At 62.0% G+C, this 17503-nt stretch carries 15 protein-coding genes and 1 pseudogene; 11 read left to right on the forward strand and 5 right to left on the reverse strand.

All coding sequences use genetic code 11. From position 1 onward, the window contains the following. Positions 1–262: 262 nt before the first annotated feature. Positions 263–424: a hypothetical protein gene (locus MTX19_RS12865; RefSeq protein WP_280983918.1), complete on the reverse strand. Its 162-nt coding sequence runs from the start codon at positions 422–424 to the stop codon at positions 263–265. Positions 425–694: 270 nt separating this feature from the next. Between MTX19_RS12865 and MTX19_RS12870 the strand changes: the two genes are divergently transcribed. From MTX19_RS12870 to MTX19_RS12900, 7 genes are all read left to right on the forward strand, one after another. Beyond that, the gene (locus MTX19_RS12870) at positions 695–2248 is read left to right on the forward strand and encodes an oligosaccharide flippase family protein (RefSeq protein ID WP_280983919.1); all 1554 of its coding nucleotides are present in this window, start codon (positions 695–697) and stop codon (positions 2246–2248) included. Positions 2249–2250: 2 nt separating this feature from the next. Continuing rightward, on the forward strand, positions 2251–4089 hold the full coding sequence (gene asnB / locus MTX19_RS12875) for an asparagine synthase (glutamine-hydrolyzing) (RefSeq protein ID WP_280983920.1): 1839 nt from the start codon (positions 2251–2253) through the stop codon (positions 4087–4089). Positions 4090–4092: 3 nt separating this feature from the next. After that, positions 4093–5181, forward strand: coding sequence for a glycosyltransferase (locus MTX19_RS12880; protein ID WP_280983921.1), 1089 nt, complete (start codon positions 4093–4095; stop codon positions 5179–5181). A 272-nt stretch (positions 5182–5453) separates the two neighbouring features. Then, positions 5454–6044, forward strand: coding sequence for a methyltransferase domain-containing protein (locus MTX19_RS12885; protein ID WP_280983922.1), 591 nt, complete (start codon positions 5454–5456; stop codon positions 6042–6044). Next, the gene (locus MTX19_RS12890) at positions 6041–6604 is read left to right on the forward strand and encodes an acyltransferase (protein ID WP_280983923.1); all 564 of its coding nucleotides are present in this window, start codon (positions 6041–6043) and stop codon (positions 6602–6604) included. Before MTX19_RS12885 ends, MTX19_RS12890 begins: the two co-directional genes overlap by 4 nt. 13 nt (positions 6605–6617) lie before the next feature. Next, complete coding sequence (locus MTX19_RS12895; protein ID WP_280983924.1) at positions 6618–7547, forward strand: NAD(P)-dependent oxidoreductase; 930 nt, start codon at positions 6618–6620, stop codon at positions 7545–7547. 14 nt (positions 7548–7561) lie between these two features. Beyond that, on the forward strand, positions 7562–8704 hold the full coding sequence (locus MTX19_RS12900) for a glycosyltransferase family 1 protein (protein WP_280983925.1): 1143 nt from the start codon (positions 7562–7564) through the stop codon (positions 8702–8704). A gap of 39 nt (positions 8705–8743) precedes the next feature. On the opposite strand, the gene MTX19_RS12905 is transcribed toward MTX19_RS12900, so the two are convergent. Next, positions 8744–10126 (reverse strand): hypothetical protein, encoded by a 1383-nt coding sequence (locus MTX19_RS12905; protein ID WP_280986005.1) that lies wholly within the window; start codon positions 10124–10126, stop codon positions 8744–8746. A 563-nt stretch (positions 10127–10689) separates the two neighbouring features. On the opposite strand from MTX19_RS12905, the gene MTX19_RS12910 reads away from it, so the two are divergent. From MTX19_RS12910 to MTX19_RS12920, 3 genes and pseudogenes are all read left to right on the forward strand, one after another. Next, complete coding sequence (locus MTX19_RS12910; RefSeq protein ID WP_280983927.1) at positions 10690–11751, forward strand: Gfo/Idh/MocA family oxidoreductase; 1062 nt, start codon at positions 10690–10692, stop codon at positions 11749–11751. After that, positions 11748–12216 (forward strand): annotated as a pseudogene (locus tag MTX19_RS12915) (acyltransferase). Before MTX19_RS12910 ends, MTX19_RS12915 begins: the two are co-directional and overlap by 4 nt. Before the next feature lie 10 nt (positions 12217–12226). Further along, positions 12227–13324, forward strand: a complete 1098-nt coding sequence (locus tag MTX19_RS12920) for a DegT/DnrJ/EryC1/StrS family aminotransferase (RefSeq protein ID WP_280983928.1) — start codon at positions 12227–12229, stop codon at positions 13322–13324. A gap of 17 nt (positions 13325–13341) precedes the next feature. Here the strand turns inward: MTX19_RS12920 and MTX19_RS12925 are convergent, their stop codons facing one another. Together MTX19_RS12925 and MTX19_RS12930 are read right to left on the reverse strand one after the other, a co-directional pair. After that, positions 13342–13872 carry an HAD family hydrolase gene (locus MTX19_RS12925; protein ID WP_280983929.1) on the reverse strand — a complete coding sequence of 177 codons (531 nt, stop codon included), beginning with the start codon at positions 13870–13872 and terminating at the stop codon, positions 13342–13344. 214 nt (positions 13873–14086) lie between these two features. Continuing rightward, positions 14087–15310 carry an AMP-binding protein gene (locus MTX19_RS12930; protein ID WP_280983930.1) on the reverse strand — a complete coding sequence of 408 codons (1224 nt, stop codon included), beginning with the start codon at positions 15308–15310 and terminating at the stop codon, positions 14087–14089. 95 nt (positions 15311–15405) lie between these two features. On the opposite strand from MTX19_RS12930, the gene MTX19_RS12935 reads away from it, so the two are divergent. Further along, the gene (locus MTX19_RS12935) at positions 15406–16557 is read left to right on the forward strand and encodes an AGE family epimerase/isomerase (protein ID WP_280983931.1); all 1152 of its coding nucleotides are present in this window, start codon (positions 15406–15408) and stop codon (positions 16555–16557) included. 57 nt (positions 16558–16614) lie between these two features. Here the strand turns inward: MTX19_RS12935 and MTX19_RS12940 are convergent, their stop codons facing one another. Further along, on the reverse strand, positions 16615–17454 hold the full coding sequence (locus MTX19_RS12940; protein ID WP_280983932.1) for an ABC transporter ATP-binding protein: 840 nt from the start codon (positions 17452–17454) through the stop codon (positions 16615–16617). Between the last annotated feature and the right edge of the window lie 49 nt (positions 17455–17503).

The following is a 17503-nucleotide window of genomic DNA, read 5'->3' on the forward strand; positions in this document are numbered from 1 at the left end:
TGGAGCGGCTCCCAATGCGGCCTGAATCTCTCCGTAAAATTACGGGACGGAAAGAGGGAGAATATTCTCCAATGGCTAAATCTTCGCACAGGTTTGGAGGCAGGTTCAACTTGGTACCTTGGTGCAAATATGAAAAGTTGGTGGCGTCAATACCGACTAGATGCCTCGCCAGCATTTTACACCATCGGTAATGACAACTAAACGGCTCGAGCTTGCGCGATACCGCTTATCAATATCGTCTTTATCAAGACCGTTTTCTACGCTACCACGCGGCGAAAGCTGGATTGTCTTCCATAAACTTTGGAACGGCACTTTCCGGCATTTGCCCGCTAAGGATGACCGATTCGTATGCCTCAAACTGCTCCCGACGGATTTGCTCGATCGGGAAACGCGCTACGTCATCATCATGGTTTGTTGGATCCATGCCTCATTATATCCTTGTTGGGATCTCCAAGGTCAACTTCCTTCCTCGCGCGGCGGTCAGTAAATTGGCTGGGGACGATCTGTAACACCTGAGGGCGGGCTACCCGAAGGGGCGGCGGAAGGCCAAATAAGAGGGAATTCATCCTACGCGCCGCGTTCGGGCCCCGTCAGCCAACCTCGACAATCTCTGCACCGGCTGCTAGCCCCGGTTTTGTTTGCTTTGATGGACGAGGCACTTGGTGCGCCTCGAAGCGATGGCCCGAAAGCTGGCATGGCGTTTGAAAAAGGTCCGTCGGATCTGCTCGGGAACTCGGCATGGAATGCGATCGCCTTCGCGGTCGCGGTGCTGCTCAACTTGGCGATCCTGCCGTTCGTGATCTTACGTCTCGGCCTCGCCGCGTTCGGTGTCGCGGGTCTGGTGACGGCCTGCGTCGCACCGGCGCTGATGTTCAGCAATGCACTTGGCCTGTCGACGGCGCGCGAGCTCGCGCAAAGGCTCGCGCCGTCCGATCGCGACGAGGCCCGGCGCTTCTTCGCGACCGCGCTGACGCTTGCCATCGTCGCGGGCGGCCTGATCGCGGTGCTGCTCGGCCTTGCCGGAGCACCGCTCGCGCGACTGGGATTTCATTTGGGCGGGCCGGCGGCCGACGACCTTGGGCTTGCCTTTGCGTTGGCCGGCGCCGGTTGGCTGCTCCAGTGCCTGTTCGCGGTCTTGCTTTCCCTGTTCACGGCGCGACAAGACTATCGGCGGATCGCGTCGATCAGCATCACGGGCACCCTGGTGACGACGATGTCGATGCTGCTGCTGATCCCGCTGGCGCCGCGTCCCTCAACGTTCCTCGGTTGCCAGACGTTGGGCTTCGCGACGAATTTTCTGATGGCTGTCGGCTGGTCGCGGCGCACGATCCGAGGGTGGCTCGCGCGACCTGCGCTCGATCGCGACGCACTCCGCGCGCTTGTCAGGCTTGGCGGTTGGCAACTCGCGGCGCAAAGCGGCGCATTGTTTGCCGTGCAGGCGGATCGCTACCTGCTCGGAGCGCTGCTGCAGCCGCAGTTCGTCGGATTCTACAGTGTCGCGCAGCGGCTGGAGGAGGCGGTCTATATCGGTGTGCTGAAGATCGGCGAGATCCTCTTTCCGTTCTTCAGCACGCTGCAGAGGGAGGCCGAGGACCGCAAGGTCGACCTCCTGCTGCGCTCGTCTTGGATCCTCAACGTGCTCGCCGCGAGCGCGCTGGGTGGTCTCATTCCCGTCGCCGGAGCGCTGCTGTATCGATGGACCGGCGCCGAGGTGGCCGCCGAAGCCCAACTGGTGCTGGTGGTGCTCTCAATCAGCGGAATATTGGGGTCGAGCGCCAACGTGTTTGCATTCTATCTGCTGTCGCAGGGGCGATCCGGTTCCAACGCGTTGATCTCGCTGGTTACGGGAGCCTTCACGCTGGCGACCAGCGCGATTGTGTTGCCGCATTTCGGTTGGCAGGCGGCTGGTTGGAGCACCTGTGTCGGCATGATCGCGCAGATGGTCACCACGATCTTCCTGTTGCGGCGGACTTTCAAGCTTGCGGACATATGGTCGCGCGTGGTCCATTTCGTCCTGGCACCGCTCGGCGCCGGGATCGTCACTGCGCTGGCGCTGCGTGCGCAGCTCGGGCATGCATCATTCGACCACCCGCCGTCATGGTGGTATGTGGTGTCGCTCTACGTGGTATCGGCGGCGGTGATCTTTGTCGCCGCCGTCGCTGCATCGCAACTTGGCCCCTATAGTGCGGTCTGCTGGCGGGATCTTGGCGCCATCGTGGCTCGCCTCCTGCACTTTAAGGCCAGCTAGACATGTGTGGTATCACCGGCATCGTCAATCTGCGCGGCGACCCCGTGCAGCCCGCCGAGCTCTCGCAGCTGACAAGCTTGATCGCGCATCGCGGCCCGTTCGGCGAGGGGGGCTGGTTCAATGCAAAGCGAAACCTCGCTTTCGGTCACCGCCGGCTCGCGATCATCGATCCGGGTGAGGGTGGCTATCAACCGATGGTGTCCGGTGATCGCCGCCACGTGATCGTCTACAACGGCGAGATCTATAACTTCCTCGAATTGCGCCGCGAGCTCGAGGCGAGGGGCGCAGTCTTCCGCAGTCAGTCCGATACCGAAGTGATCCTTGCCGCCTGGCAGGCATGGGGGGAGGACATGCTCCCGCGCTTCAACGGCATGTGGGCGCTCGCGATCTACGACACGACCACGGACGAATTGTTCCTGGCGCGCGACCGCTTCGGCATCAAGCCGCTGCTGTATGCACTGTCGTCCGAGCGCTTCGTGTTCGCGTCCGAGCAGCGGGCGCTGGCGCGCAGCGGCCTGGTCGAGGCGTCGATCGATACCGACGTGGCGCGGCGGTTGCTGCTCGATCCGTTCGGGATCGAAGGCAGCGAGCGGACCTTGTTTCGCCAATTGCGCCGCCTGCAGGCCGGCCACTTCATGTGGTTGCGGCAAGGGCGCATCGAGCTGCGCCGCTGGTGGCGCACCGTGGATCATCTGCCTGAGATACCGACCAGCGAAGCCGAACGCGTGGCGCGCTTTCGCGAGCTGTTTCAGGATTCCGTGGCCTTGCGCATGCGCAGTGACGTTCCTATCGGGACGTGCCTGTCCGGCGGATTCGATTCCTCGGCGGTGATCTGCGCCATGGCGTCGCACGAGAAGGCGGGGATGGGGCCGCGTGACAGCACCGCCTGGCGCCACGCCTTCGTCGCGACATTTCCGGGCGCGATCAACGACGAGCGGCCGATGGCCGAGGAAGCGGCCGCATGGGCCGAGGTTACGCCGACCTTCCTCGAGATCGGGCGGTGCGATGCGCTCACCGACCTCGACCGGATCCTCGACGACAATGACGATGTCTACATCGGGTTGCCGAGCGCAGCATGGCTGATCTATCGCGAGCTCCGGCGCCAGAACGTCACGGTGTCGCTCGACGGCCATGGGGCGGATGAATTGATGGGGGCCTACCTGCAGGAGGGCCAATCCGCCGCCTTCCGAATCCGGAACGCGGCGGCCGCGCTCACCTCGCGATTGCCGCTGGCGCAGCGCGGTGTCGATGTCCTGCGTGCGCAGATGATCAGGCGCCAGGGGCACTATTTCCTGCGTGGCGGCCTGTCGAACATTCCCGCGCCACTTCCGCTGGTGGCTGAGGATGACGAACTGCCGCGCGAATGGGGTGCCTTGAATCGCCGGCTCTACCGCATGTTCCACTCGACCACGCTGCCCACCATCCTGCGCAACTTCGACCGGCTCTCGATGGCTCACGGGATCGAGGTGCGAATGCCGTTCATGGACTGGCGGCTGGTGACCTACACGATGGCGTTGCCGGAAACGAGCAAGGCGGCGGATGGCTATACCAAGGTGGTGGCGCGGCAGGCGATGGCGAACCTGATGCCGGAGAGCATCCGTACGGCGCGCCGCAAGGTCGGTTTCAACTCGCCGATGCCGGAATGGCTGAACGGGCCATTATCCGGCTGGACTACGGATTTGCTCGATCGCGACGTTCCGACGTTTGCCGCAATCGTCGACGAAGCGCCGCTTCGCCAGACGGTCGACCGCTTGACCGCAGCGCAAAGTTGGGATTGGGAGACGGTCGGCCGGATCTGGCCGTATCTTAACATGAAATGGATGTTGGCCAGGTACGCGTAACCCATGCGTTTGTTTCAGAATAGCGGCCTTTACCCATCCTATCTACCGCGCCTCAACGAGCTCGCGCGGCACGCGTCGCGCTTCGAGGCGCGACGTGAGGTGTTCCTGCAGAATCGCTTCGGCGCGCCGCACATCCTCAAACCGGTGCTGGATGGTGCACCCGACGCCTTCTTCACCAATGGCGACGATGAGGTGCTGCAGCGCCAGTGGGCGCGTGCGCAGGGGATGCCCGGGACGCCGCCGCTCGAGGCGATCCTGCTCGCGCAGATCGAGCACCACGGAACCGAGGTGTTCTATAATCTCGATCCGGTGCGCTATCCGAGCGCGTTCGTCGCCAAGCTTCCCGGCTGCGTGAAGACCACGCTCTGCTGGCGCGCTGCGCCATCGGGCAACGCCGACCTGACTGCTTATGGCGCGGTGCTGGGAAATTTTCCCTCTATCCTGGAGTCGTGGCGCGGCAAGGGATGCCGGGCCGAGCTGTTCTTCCCTGCGGTCGATCCAGTGATGGAGCAATACGGCCATGGCGAGCGGCCGATCGACGTGGCGTTCGTCGGCGGATATTCGCGGCATCACAGCGCGCGGGGCCGGATCCTCGAGCAGGTGGCGGGTCTGGCGGGAGATCATGACCTCGTGTTCTGCCTCGACGCGTCACGGCTGACGCGCCTTGCCGAAGGCACGATCGGCCGATTGTTGCCATTGGGGAAGCACCGGCGCCCCGATGCCATCGCCGGCATCGCGCGACCGCCGGTGTTCGGCCGGGATCTCTATGCACTGTTCGGCTCGGCGAAGATCGTGCTCAACGGTGCGATCGACATGGCAGGCACCGATCGCGGCAATATGCGCTGCTTCGAGGCCATGGGGTGTGGAGCGTTGCTGCTGTCGGATGCGGGCAGGTATCCGGACGGGATGGACCCTGGGCAGACGATCGCGATCTACGAGACAGGCGATGACTGCCTGACCCAGATCGAGAATTGCCTGCGCGACTGGGACGAAATGAAGACGAGAGCCGAGCGGGGACGGCGAGTGGTCGGAGATTTGTATGGCAAAGAGCGCCAGTGGGCTCTATTTGAAAAGCTCTTGGAGCGCCTCTAGGAGCGGGCATGCACGTTGACGGTCTGGTTTTCAGGATCAAGGAGATCGCTGACGCGGTTGCATTGCCTGTGTACTTCCTGAGAGGGCGTCGACCCTGGTCGCTCGGCTACTATACGCGCAAGAAGGCGTGCATACAGACTGCGATCGATACGGCCGCCGTTCGACCGGGGCGCCCGCTGCCTGACGCGTTCGGCATCGCGATCGACGAGAGGGTTGTCGAATATCCATGGCTGTTCGAGCGGCTGCGCCGCGACGGCGTCGAGCTGGGGAGAATGCTCGATGCGGGTTCGACGCTGAATCATGACTACATTCTTGGCCGGCATCCGCTGCGCAAAGCAGATCTGACCATCACGACGTTGGCGCCGGAAAAGCGGTGCTATTGGTATCAGGGCTATTCCTATGTCTTCGGGGATTTTCGCAAGACGAGGTTCGAAGATGGTGTCTTCGACACCATCATCAGCATATCGACCCTGGAGCATGTCGGGCTGGACAACACGATGCTCTACACCAACGATCCGGCGAAATCAGAAGCCAACAAGCATGGCTTTGTCGATGCGATGCGCGAGTTCCGACGTATCATCGCTCCCGGCGGACGTTGCCTGATCACCGTGCCATATGGGCGGTATGAGAATTTCGACTGGTTTCAGGTCTTTGACCGGGGGATGATCCAGACCTTGATCGATGCATTTGCGCCGTCGTCCTTTGAGCTGGAATTCTTCGGCTATGGGAAGGCGGGCTGGCGGCGGGCATCGGAGGCCGATGTTGCCAACGCGACCGCATTTGACCCGCATAGCGGACGCGGCCGGCTCGACGACAGGGCTGGTTGCGCGCGCGCCATTGCCTGCATCGAGTTGATCAGATGAATCTCGACTACTGGCTGCAGCGGATGCTGGGGCGCGCGACCTGTCGCCTTGGGGCGCATGCCAGGCTGATGCCGACGGCACGCATCCGCAATATTCGCGGTGACCGCGACTGCATCGTCATTGGCGCGCACAGCATTATCCGCGGCGAGCTTTTGACGTTCGCCCATGGTGGGCGGATCGAAATCGGGTCGTGGTGTTATGTCGGGGAGAATTCGCGGATCTGGTCGGCCGGATCGGTGCGGATTGGAGACAGGGTGCTGATCGCGCATGATGTGAACGTCTTCGACAATCTGACCCATCCGGTGGACCATGTGGCGCGTCACCGGCAGATTCAGGAGATGTTTAACAAGGGCCATCCCCATCAATTGGACCTTGATGAGCGTCCTGTCATGATCAACGACGATGCCTGGATCGGGGCCGGCGCTTTCCTGATGCGAGGCGTTCAGATCGGCGCCCGCGCGGTTGTGGCCGCTGGCTCGGTTGTCACGGGGGATGTCGCGGACGACACAGTCGTCGCCGGAAACCCCGCGCGTCTGGTAAGGTCGATCCTTGAAACATAGCTGGGCCAACTGCATGATCACCTGGGTCACAGGCGCGAACGGGTTCATCGGCCGCTATCTCGTTCGGGAACTGGCGGCAGCGGGTCATGCGGTCCATGGCATAGGTCATGGCGCACTTGACGAAGCGGAAGCGCGCCGCCTGGGCCTGCTAACCTGGATCAACGGCGAGATCGATGCGGCCAATCTGAACGCGCTTGCGGCCGCACACGGGCTGCCTGCGCGGGTCTTTCATCTCGCTGGCGGATCGTCCGTCGGCCTGTCGATCGAGCGGCCCTTTGAGGATTTTTCCCGCACCGTCGCAAGCACCGCTCGGCTGCTAGAATGGCTGCGCGGGTCGGCACCGGACTGCGCGTTGATCGCGGCCTCGAGCGCGGCCGTCTATGGCGCCAACCACGCCGGTCCGATTCCTGAAAACGCCACTCCGGCGCCGATGTCGCCCTATGGTCAGCACAAGTTGATGATGGAACAATTGTGCCAGAGCTACGCACGATCGTTCGGTCTCCAATGCTCCGTCGTGCGGCTGTTCTCGGTCTACGGACCGAACCTGCGTAAGCAGTTGATCTGGGACATATGCTCTAGGTTGAGAGCAAAAGTCCCGTCGCTCAATCTCAGCGGAACCGGCCAGGAGATACGAGATTGGACTGACGTCCGCGACGTTGTCCGATTGTTGGCAGTCGTTGCGGAGCCATCGCTGCCGGGCGTTTTTCGTGTTGTTAATGGCGGCTCAGGCCGAGGCACGAGTGTGGCCGATATCGCGGACGACTTGATTAAGCGGTGGAACGGTTGCACTATCGTGAGATATACGGGGATCGCGCGACCTGGCGACCCCGACAGCTTGCTTGCCAACGACGAGAAGCTGAGATCAATAGGATTCAGTTGGAAAATTCCGCTCGACCAGGGTCTCGGCGACTACGTGACTTGGTTCAACCGGCAGATGCTATGACGGCATCCGCTCCGATGCGCATCGCCTTCAACCATATCTCGCGTGTCCTTTGGGCAGGTGGATATAATTATCAGAGAAATCTGTTCGCAGCGCTTGCTCGCTTCCGGCCCCGCGAATTCGTTCCAGTCGTATTTGCGGGCGAGCACGCCGACGACAGGGAGCTTGGCGAACTCGCTGCAATACCTGGCGTCCAGATCTTTCGTTCGGCAGCCTTTGATGGGCAACCAGGTTTGGGCCAAGCGCTCGCGCTTGGCTTGGACCGCGAAGCCGCGAAATCCTTACGTGTGGCCCAAGTTGATGTCGTAGTGGAATCTGCTCGCTTCTACGGCTGGCGGCTTCCGATACCCGCGGTGGCTTGGATTCCCGACCTGCAACATCGGTCCCTGCCCAAATTGTTTCCAATGGTCGCTCGATGGCGCCGCGAGTTTGGCTTTCGAATGCAGATAGCTTCCGGCCGAACCATCATGCTCAGTAGCGAGAGCGCGTTACGTGATTTTAGAGCCTACTATCCGCGGGCCCGAAACAGCGTCTCCGTGGTCCGCTTCGCGACGCAGCCGCCTGCTGCTCTGCTCGAAATGCAGCCGTCCAAAGTCATCGCAGCCTACGGCTTGCCGGAAAAGTATTTCTATCTGCCCAATCAATTTTACCGCCACAAGAATCATCGGGTTGTCGTCGACGCGTTGACAATCCTGAAGGGACGCGGGACGGACGTGGTCGTTTGCGCGTCTGGAAGCACCGAAGATCGACGCGAGCCGGGCTATTATGAGCTTATCGATTCGGAGGTCCGCCAGCGCGGCCTAGAAGCGCACTTTCGCCATGTTGGGATTATTCCGTTGCCTCACGTCTATGCCCTATTGAGGGCTTCGGCTGCGATGATCAATCCGTCGCGCTTCGAAGGCTGGAGCACGACAGTGGAGGAGGCGAAATCATTCGGCGTTCCGATGATTTTGTCGGATATTGAGGTGCACAGAGAACAGACGAGAGGCACTGCGCGCTATTTCGGCGTCGACGATCCGGTCGCATTGGCGGATCATCTTATGCAGGTTTCGCGAAATGCTGGCGAACTCGTTGTCCGAGGAATATTGGCGGATCAGGACGAGATCGTTAGCGAGTTTGCGACAGGCTTTGCTGCCACAATGCGTCAGGCTGTGCGATAGAGTGCCCGGTAGCCATGGTCCGCACAACTGTCTTCGAGCCTATCGGGTGATCGGTGTTAAGTACCAGAGTAAGAAGAGCAAGAGCGCGCCGTGCGTTAGCAACACGGTCGTGAAGGGCACGTTGAGCAACAGTTGAACCAAAACGGCTCCAGAAACTAGAACAAAGCGAGGTGGGAGATGGGCTGACGCTCGGTTTGCCAAGCCGATCACGAGCCCGCAAGCGAAAGCCGTGATGGGAGCGAATAATGGGCCAACCGATGCAATCCCTTCGGTTGCAAATAGAGATGCGTTGAAGTATCCGCCAGTCGGAAACGCCTTGTAAATTACGACAGAAATCTGCTCATTGTATGGACACGACATTAGCGGTTTGAGTAGGCTGATCTGACAGAAATGGGTTAGCTCGTGTCTGGAGAAAAAATCGTTGTAGTAGTCCATAGCGAGCGACGGAATTGCAATCATTCGGAAGTTGACCAGCCCCAAATACGGGAGTGCGATCGTAGACGAGATCCAGTTGTGCTTGGCTAACGCAAAGAGAATTAATCCAGCCGTAAGAGGGGCGAATAGCGACACGACAACCGCAACCCTAAGCTCAAGAATTCTCGAAAGAATTGTCATTACAACGAGCCAAATAGAAGTCAAAAGCGATATCTTGCTCAAGGTGATGGGGTAGAGCGCGAGGAGGAGGAGGAGCGCCACGGCAGCTCGCCAAGGTTTCCCTAGCTCCACTGAGCACGCAAAAGCAAACGGCAGCAGGGCACCGCTCGCAATACCTATCATATAATTCACTGCCCTCGGGGTCCGGAGAGTCTCACGGTAGTCGTAGATGTGCTCGATGGAGACGATCCTGAAATCGTAGGCTGCGCCGATCAATACCGCCGCTAACCCAAATACCAGGATAGCGTCGATAAGCCGATCAACGTCGCGAGCTGAGAGCATGCGGGGTTGCGGCAGAGGCGATCGTATGAAGAGCGCCGGCAGAATAAACGCGGTTGCCGAAGCGGCAGCGGAAAGTCCGCTCGAGATATGATTATAGGTGAATACCGAGAACTGGTTGAGCCAGAGATAGCCTGCAATCATCATGAAGAGATAGAATCCGGCGAAGTAACCAAAGCTGAACTCGGCATAGACGAAGCAAACCGCGATCACCGCAAAGGCTGCCACAACGGCGCTTGCCCACGGGAGGCCATCCCATTGGAACAGAATATGGTAGGCGGCATAAAGTTGTGCGACGCATGCAAGCGATCCGCACATTGCCGCAACATATAGAAGGAGTAGGGCTGCTAATTTGCAGCGCTCTGTCGTCAGGCCTCGACTGATTCCACGCACGTTGTGTCTCCGCAGCAATGCTTGACGGCAATAGAAAGTCGGATACAGCACCCACAAAGCGTGTGCAACGACTGGGCAACTGCTATCTGCAATCATGCCTCGGGCTCACCAGGCGTTCAATCTCGCCTCGTTCCACTAATTTTCTGATCAGGATTTGTTGAGCCATTGCGGTGCGCGCTACAATGTCCAGCGTGCAGCCGGTGAAATCAGAATGGATTGAATATCCCAATTGACTGCAATATAGCGGTGGCGGTAGTAGGCTGATGTACCTGTAAGTCGCCAGGCGCTGAAGGAAGAGACTGCAAACCTTGGTGCTGACGCGGCGTAGGAGCGGGTAACGCTGTAGATTCCATGGTCGCTCTCACGGGAAGTCTGATTGTCCTCCGGGAGCCGTTTAAGCTGTGCCCTGGGCACCAACGTTGCAGCGGACCCGAAGAGCCACTTCGCAAGGCGCTCGATAGGCCCGGTACGGTTAGCGTCGTGCAGGGCATTAGCACTACGCCGGGCCCCGCTCGTGCCGCTAGTTCTGGGATTGAGCCGGCTCACATTAGCCGGTACGCCTTGTCTTGATCGAAGCTTTTCGAGTAAGGACTACATAGAACGAGCTCCGAGCCTGCGCGTTCTCTCGGCGCCGTTACCAAGTAACATAGGGCCTGCGAATGATTAGATTTGGCCTGCTTGGCTGTGGTCGTATCGCCAAGCGTCACTCCGACCTTTTGGGCGGTAATCATATCGCAGGAGCGAGCCTCGTCGCCGTATGTGATCCCATTCGCTCCCGTGCGGATGCGGTTGCTGGCAAGTTTGAGATTACAGCCCACTATGCCATGGACGAGTTCCTGGCCCGCAAGGACATCGACGCGGTTGCGGTGCTGACGCCGAGTGGGCTGCATCCCGCGCATGTGATTGCCTGCGCAAAGGCCGGCAAGCATGTCGTGGTCGAGAAGCCGATGGCGTTGCGGCTGCAGGATGCCGACGACATGATACGGGCCTGTGACGAGGCCGGGGTCAAGATGTTCATCGTCAAGCAAAACCGGTTCAACGTGCCCGTAGTCAAGGCGCGCGAAGCGTTAGATGCCGGCCGCTTCGGCAAGCTCATCCTAGGGACCGTGCGCGTGCGCTGGTGCCGCGATCAGGCGTATTACGACCAAGACGATTGGCGCGGCACCTGGGCCTATGACGGTGGCGTGCTGACCAACCAGGCGAGCCACCACGTCGATATGCTGGAGTGGTTCTTCGGAGATGTTGTAAGTGTTCATGCGCGCGCCAGCACTGCGCTCGCCAGGATCGAAACGGAGGATACGGCCGTCGCAACGTTGAAGTTCCGCAATGGTGCGCTTGGGATCATTGAAGCCACCACGGCCACGCGCCCGACCGATCTCGAGGGATCGTTCTCGATCCTGGGCGAGCGGGGAACGGTCGAAATCTCCGGCTTCGCCGTCAACCAGATCCGGCACTGGCGCTTCATCGATGAGCTGCCGTCGGACAAGGACGTGGTGGAGAAGTTCTCGGTCAATCCGCCCAATGTCTACGGTTTCGGGCACCAGGCGTATTATCGCCATGTGGTCGATTGCCTGGTCAACCAGCGCTCGGCGCTGGTCGACGGGCTCGAGGGCCGCAAGAGCCTGGAGCTAATCTCGGCGCTCTACGAGTCGATCGAGACGGGTGCCGAAGTCGCGCTGCGGTTCACGCCGCGGCTGAGCCGGCTGGGAGTCGCATCGTGAACCGACCGGAGGTGCATCAGGCAGGCGTTCGCGACGTCGCGTTCGGCGCGCGCGTCAAGATCGTCGAGCCCTGCAATCTCTACGGGTGCAAGATCGGAGACGATTGCTTTGTCGGCCCCTTCACCGAAATCCAGAAGGGGGTCGTGATCGGGGCGCGAACCCGCGTGCAATCGCATGCCTTCGTGTGCGAACTGGTCACGATCGGCGAGGACTGCTTCGTCGGGCACGGCGTGATGTTCGTGAACGATACGTTCTCCACCGGAGGCCCCGCGCGCGGCCGCAGGGAATTGTGGCGTGAGACAGTGATCGGCAACCGGGTTTCGGTCGGCTCCAATGCGACGATCATGCCGGGTCAGGATCGCCGACGATGTCGTGATCGGCGCCGGTTCGGTGGTCACCAAGGACATCACGAAACCCGGCACCTATGCCGGCAATCCGGCGCGCCGCCTGCGGACGAGCCGATAGGGGACGACTGATGCCGGTGCCGTTTGCCGACCTGCAATTCCAGTACCAGACCATCAAGGCTGAGATTGACGGTGCGATCGCCGGCGTGATCCGCGACAACGCCTTCATTCGCGGCAGCTATGTCGACGCATTCGAGCGAGAGTTCGCCGCGGCCGCGGAGGTCGCGCATTGCGTGTCCTGCGCCAACGGCACCGACGCGCTCTATCTCGCCATGAGGGCGTTGAAGGTGAAGCCGGGCGACGAGGTGATCACCACGGCGCATTCCTGGATCTCGACCTCGGCGATGATCACCCATTCGGGTGCCACCCCCGTATTCTGCGATACCGATGGCACGACGTTCACGATCGATCCGGCGGCGATCGAGGCCGCGATCACGCCGCGCTCGGTCGGGATCATTCCGGTGCATCTTTACGGGCAGCCGGCGGATATGGACGCGGTCATGGCGATCGCGCGCAAGCACAAGCTCTGGGTGATCGAGGATTGCGCGCAGGCGCACCTCGCGCGCTACAAGGGACGGATGGTCGGAACGTTCGGCAAAGCCGCGACCTATTCGTTCTACCCAGGCAAGAACCTGGGCGCGATGGGCGATGCCGGCGCGGTGGTTACCAACGATGCCGCTCTCGCCGAGCACATGACCATGCTGGCGCGCCATGGCGGGCTGATGAAGCACCAGCACCACATCGAGGGCGTCAACAGCCGGCTCGATGGCATGCAGGCCGCGATCCTGTCGGCCAAGCTGCCGCACCTCGCCTCATGGACTGAGGCGCGGCAGTGCGCCGCGAAGGTCTATGACGCCGGCCTCAACCAGATCGAGGACGTTGTGGTACCCGAGGTCGGCCCGGCGCGCAGCCACGTCTATCACCTCTACACGATCAGGCATCCACGCCGCGATGCGCTGGCGGCACACCTAAACGCCAACGGCGTGCAGACCGCGATCAACTACCCCACGGCACTGCCGTTCCTGCCGGCCTATGCGCGATTCGGCCATCGTCCGGAACAGTTCCCGAACGCGCACCGCAACCAGGGGCAGATCCTCTCGCTGCCGATGTTCGCCGAGATCACGCGCCAGCAGCAGGACGAAGTGATCGACCTAGTGCGAAGCTTCTGATCGCAATTGCCGCGGCGTCAGCCGATCTGCAGCAGAGGTCTCACGAACGTCTCCAGATTGCGGCCTGAAAACAGATAGCCCTTCAGGCCGGCCGCACGGGCTGCCTCAAGATCTCTCGGTTGATCGCCGACGAGAAAGCTTCGTTCGACATTGACCGGAAAACGGTCAAGCAGGTCGTGGATCATGCCTGGCGCGGGTTTGCGCCGATGGCTCTGCCGCCGATACCGCTCCACGGTTCCTTCGGGATGAAATGGACAGTATTCAAAGGCGTCGATATGCGCGCCGACCTTGGCGAGTTCATCGGCCATCCACGCGTGGAGTTCGTGGACGTGTCCCTCGTCGTACAGGCCCCTTGCGACGCCGGATTGATTGGTCACGACAAACGCGAAATAGCCGAGATCATTGACAGCCCTCACCGCCTCGCGGGCGCCGTCGATCCAAACCAGCTTGCTCGTCTCGAACAGATAACCGATGTCTCTGTTCAGTACGCCATCGCGGTCGAAAAAGACGGCTGGTCTTCGCACCTGATCCGGGATGACACCACTCATAAGGCCGTAGTCTACTTGTTTGCGTGAAGGCGACAGCCACCTCTAGCAGCACGATGCAGCGAGTTGCAATGCAGCGGAATCTGTTCCCGTTGATCAAGACAGAAGGGCAGGTGGCGAACGAGTCGTTTACTTGGACTGGATTGGCGTCGGTCGCCTCATTCTTGCCCTGAATCGGTTGCGGCCTCCGAGCCGATCACATCGCCCCGGCGTCGGCTTACCGCTCGTCCGCGATCACCTTGCCGTCGTTGGGCAGCGAACCAGCACCGACCAGGTCGACGTTGCCGCCGAGCTTCGTGACGGCACGCAACGTTGCCGCAACCTCGATCCGCAGGGCCTCGGGCGGTGAAGCGCATTCGGCTTTCAGCGTCATCGCATCGGTCTCGCCGGCGCGTGTGACGACCAGGCGCAGCCGCCCGAGCTCAGGATGCCGTTTGCCGATCTCGGCGATTTGCTCGGGGCGGACGAACATGCCCTTGACCTTGGTGGTCTGGTCGGCGCGGCCCATCCAGCCCTTGATGCGCATATTGGTGCGCCCGCAGGGGCTATTGCCCGGCAGGGCTGCGGTCAGGTCGCCGAGGGCGAGGCGAATCCACGGATGATGCGTATCGAGCGAGGTCACGACGATCTCGCCGACGTCGCCTGCTGCCACCGGATCACCGGTGCCGGGCTTCACGATTTCCAGGATCAGATCTTCGTTGACCGTCATGCCCTCGCGCGCAGGGGTCTCGAACGCGATCATGCCGAGATCGGCAGTGCCGAAGGCCTGATAGGCATCGATGCCGCGCGACTTTATCTCCTCCTGCAGCGACTTCGGAAACGCAGCGCCGGAGACCAGCGCGCGCTTGATCGAGGACACGTCGCGGCCGGCCGTCGCGGCGGCGTCGAGAAGGATCTTCAGAAAGTCCGGCGTACCGCTATAACCGATCGGGCGATAGGCCTCTATCAACTCGAATTGTTGCTCGGTGTTGCCGGGACCGGCCGGGATCACCGCGCAGCCGAGCGCCCGTGCCGAGGCGTCGAAGATGAAGCCGCCGGGGGTGAGGTGATAGCTGAAGGTGTTCAGCACCACATCGTCGGGGCGAAAGCCCGCCGCGAACAGCGCCCGCGCGCCGCGCCAGGGATCGGCTTGCCGGCCTTCCGGCTCGAAGATCGGCCCTGGCGAGGTGAACAAGCGGGCGAACGAGCCGGGCGCGTCGGCCACGAAGCCGCCAAAGGGCGGGGCGGCCTTGTGCAGAGCGGGAAGTTCCGACTTGCGGAGCACCGGCAACGCCGCCAGCGCGTCCCGGCTGGTCACGGATGCGGGATCGATGCCCCTCAAGAGGTCGGCGTAGGCCGGCGCAGCCATCGCCCTGCGCAGCACCTCGGGCAATCGGGCGAACAGGGCGGCCTCGCGCTCGGCTGGATCGCGCGTTTCCAGGGCGTCGTAATGGTCGGTCATGGCGGGTCCTTGGGAAGATTTGCGCAGGTTGCGCGCCGCCTTGCGCATGCTATCAGACGGCGATCAGGGGTGTCGGGGCTGGTCTGGGGAACACGATGGCTGAAGCACAGAGCGCTGCGGCGGACGAGGCCGCCGACGTCGCCGCAAGGTTGAAGCGCCGGATGATCGACCATGCGTTGCCGCTGTGGTCGACTGTGGGCTGGGACGGCGTGGCCGGCGGTTTTGTCGACCGGCTGCATCAGGACGGCAGCGCCGATCGCGCCGCCCCGCGCCGCGTTTTCGTGCAGGCGCGGCAAATCTATTGCTACGCCAAGGCGGCGCAGATGGGCTGGTACCCGGAGGGCCGCGCGATCGCGCTGAAGGGGCTGGAATACCTGCTCACCAGGGCCAAGGCGCCGGATGGCCGGCCGGGCTTTGTCTTCAGCCTGACCCCCGGGGGCGACGTGCTCGACCCGCTGCGCGACACCTATGGCCATGCCTTCGTGCTGCTCGCGCTGGCGACCGTCTACGGCCTCGACCGTGACGCCCAGATTCGGGCCGAGATCGACGCGCTGCTGTCGTTCCTCGACGCGCAGCTCCGTTCGCCGCATGGCGGCTTCCTGGAAGGACAGCCGCCCTCGATGCCGCGCCGGCAGAATCCGCAGATGCATCTGTTCGAGGCGATGATCGCGTGCTTCGACGCCACCCACGACCTGTCTTTCCAGAACCGTGCCGGCGAGTTCTTCGCGCTGTTCCTGGCTAACCTCTACGACAAGCAGGCGCATGTGCTCGGGGAGTATTTCGAGGACGACTGGTCGAAGATCCCGCCGGTCAGCGTCGAGCCCGGGCACCTCGCGGAATGGGTCTGGCTGCTGAAGGGATTTGAACGCATCACGGGTTGCCCGACCGGACGTCCGCGTGGCGAACTGCTGGCGTCGGCGCTGCGCTATCGCGAGGCGGCCACCGGCTGCCTGATGGACGAAGGCGACACTGAGGGCAATATCCGCCGTCATACCCGACGGCTGTGGCCGCAGAGCGAACTGGCGAAGGCATGGATTGCGCAGGCCGAGGCAGGTGAAGTCGGGGCCGCGGACGAGGCGCGCGCGGCGCTTGCGCTGGTCGAGCGGCACTATCTCAGCCATCCGGTGGCCGGGGGCTGGTACGATCAGTTCGACCGCGATGGCAAGTCGCTGGTCGCCACGATCCCTGCGTCGTCGTTCTATCATGTTCTCTGCGCGGTCACCGAAGCCGAGCAGGTGCTCGGCTAGAACCGCCTTCCTGGTCTGACGCGTTTTCTTCACGCGAACCGGTCCTCAACTTCACGCTCAGAGCCAGCGCTTGCGCCGCTTGAAGCTCTTCAGGTTCTTGAAGCTCTTGCGCTGGTCGCCGGCGCCACCGAGGTAGAATTCCTTGACGTCCTCGTTGTCGCGCAGGTCGTCGGCGGAGCCGTCGAGCACGACCTTGCCTTGCTCCATGATGTAGCCGTGGCTCGCGACCGAAAGCGCGGCGCGTGCATTCTGCTCGACGAGCAGGATCGTGACGCCAAGATCGCGGTTGATCTCCTTGACGATCGCGAACACTTCCTTGACGAGCAGGGGCGACAATCCCATCGAGGGCTCGTCCATCAGGATCATCTTCGGGCGCGCCATCAGCGCGCGGCCGATCGCAAGCATCTGCTGTTCGCCGCCGGAGAGATAGCCGGCGAGCCCGGTGCGCTCCTTCAGGCGCGGGAAATACTTGAACACCATGTCGATGTCGTCGGCGACCTCGTTGTCGCGGCGGGTGAAGGCGCCGAGCCGCAAATTCTCCAGCGGGGTCATGTCGGCGACGATGCGGCGGCCCTCCATCACCTGGAAGATGCCGCGGCGGACGATCTTGTCCGGATCGATGCCGTTGATGCGCTGACCCTCGAACAGGATCTGGCCACGGGTGACCTCGCCGTCCTCGGTCTTCAACAGGCCGGAGATCGCCTTCAAGGTGGTCGACTTGCCGGCGCCGTTGGCGCCAAGCAGCGCCACGATTGCACCCTTCGGCACCTCGAGGCTCAGTCCGCGCAGCACCAGGATGACGTCGTCATAGACGACCTCGATGTTGTTGACGCTGAGCAGTGCCGGCGGCGGAACGGCGGTCGGCGCGGCGCGGGCGGCTTCGAGGGTTTGGGTCATGATCTTGATCATTCTCCGCTGTCGTCACCCGCGAAGGCGGGTGACCCAG

The sequence above is a fragment of the Bradyrhizobium sp. ISRA464 genome (assembly GCF_029910095.1).
Taxonomy (GTDB): Bacteria; Pseudomonadota; Alphaproteobacteria; order Rhizobiales; family Xanthobacteraceae; genus Bradyrhizobium.